This is a genomic window from Pyxidicoccus caerfyrddinensis (assembly GCF_010894405.1).
In the GTDB taxonomy this organism is placed as follows: Bacteria; Myxococcota; Myxococcia; order Myxococcales; family Myxococcaceae; genus Myxococcus; species Myxococcus caerfyrddinensis.
Map to the genome: position 1 here is coordinate 1 of NZ_JAAIYA010000153.1, position 407 is coordinate 407.

The 407-nt window shown below is 65.1% G+C and carries 1 protein-coding gene; it reads right to left on the bottom strand.

Features of this window, described 5'->3' with window-relative positions; all coding sequences use genetic code 11:
• The coding region (locus G4D86_RS51945) for a VOC family protein (protein WP_164003120.1) at window positions 1–280 on the bottom strand (280 nt) is incomplete at its 3' end.
• Window positions 281–407: the final 127 nt, after the last annotated feature.

Here is a 407-nt window from a genome sequence, read left to right on the forward strand (position 1 = left end):
CCGCCGCGAGCGCGGCCGCGTGGAAGGCGTGCACCATCTGCTTCGAGGTGGCGATGAAGCCGAAGTGCGTGCCGTTGCCGACGGTGGCGCGCTGTCCGTCGAGGGGCATCTGCACCCAGAACTCCGGGAACTGCTTGCCGTAGGCCACGGCGTTGGGGAAGTCGAGCACCCGACGACAGCCCAGCGTGGCGAGCACCTGGTCGTAGAAGGCCACCGCGCGGGCGAAGTCATTCGTTCCGACGGAGACGTGAGAGAGGATGCTCGGGTTTTCGTCGCTCATGGATTCCTCGAACCTATCGGCTCAGGGGCAGTAGGGGCAGGAAGGCATGCCCGGATTGTCTGATTCGAACTGGGCGTACACGCGGCAGTTGTCGTTGCGCTTCAACGTGTTGCCCTGGCAGCCGTAG